Annotated in this window: 1 protein-coding gene; it reads right to left on the reverse strand. The window is 69.3% G+C overall.

The features are described from left to right. Nucleotides 1-472: autotransporter-associated beta strand repeat-containing protein (locus NTD82_RS20635; RefSeq protein WP_410017073.1), on the reverse strand; the 472-nt coding region annotated here is incomplete at both ends.

The raw sequence follows: 472 nt of genomic DNA on the forward strand, positions 1-472 counted from the left end.
GTCAGGCCGTTGTTGGTCAGGCTGCCGCCGTAGCTGAACAGTTGGTAGACGCCGATGCCGAAGCCGCCGGCATTGCTGATGTTGAGCAGGCCGTCGAGGGTCAGGTTGCCGTTGGATTTGACCAGGGTGGTGCCGCTGCCCGGTGCGCCCAGGGCGAAGTTGAGGTTGCTGGTGGAGGCCAGCGACAGGTCACCGACGGTCAGTGGCGCGGTGGCGCTGGCGATGTTCAGGTTGGCGCCGTCGGCCAGGCTGACCTGGCCGGCGATGCTGCCGCTGCCGCCGAGGCTGGCGCCGCTGGCGACCTGCACGTTGGCGCTGGCGAAGCTGCCGTTGACGGTGAGGCCGCCGGCGTTGACCGCGGTGGTGCCGGTGTAGGTGCTGGTGCCGGTGAGCAGCAGTTGGCCGTTGCCGTTCTTGATCAGCGCGCCGTTGCCGCTGAGCACGCCGCTCAGGGTCAGGTCGTGGCTGCCGC

This window comes from Pseudomonas sp. 5P_5.1_Bac1 (genome assembly GCF_025466015.1).
Lineage (GTDB): Bacteria > Pseudomonadota > Gammaproteobacteria > Pseudomonadales > Pseudomonadaceae > Aquipseudomonas.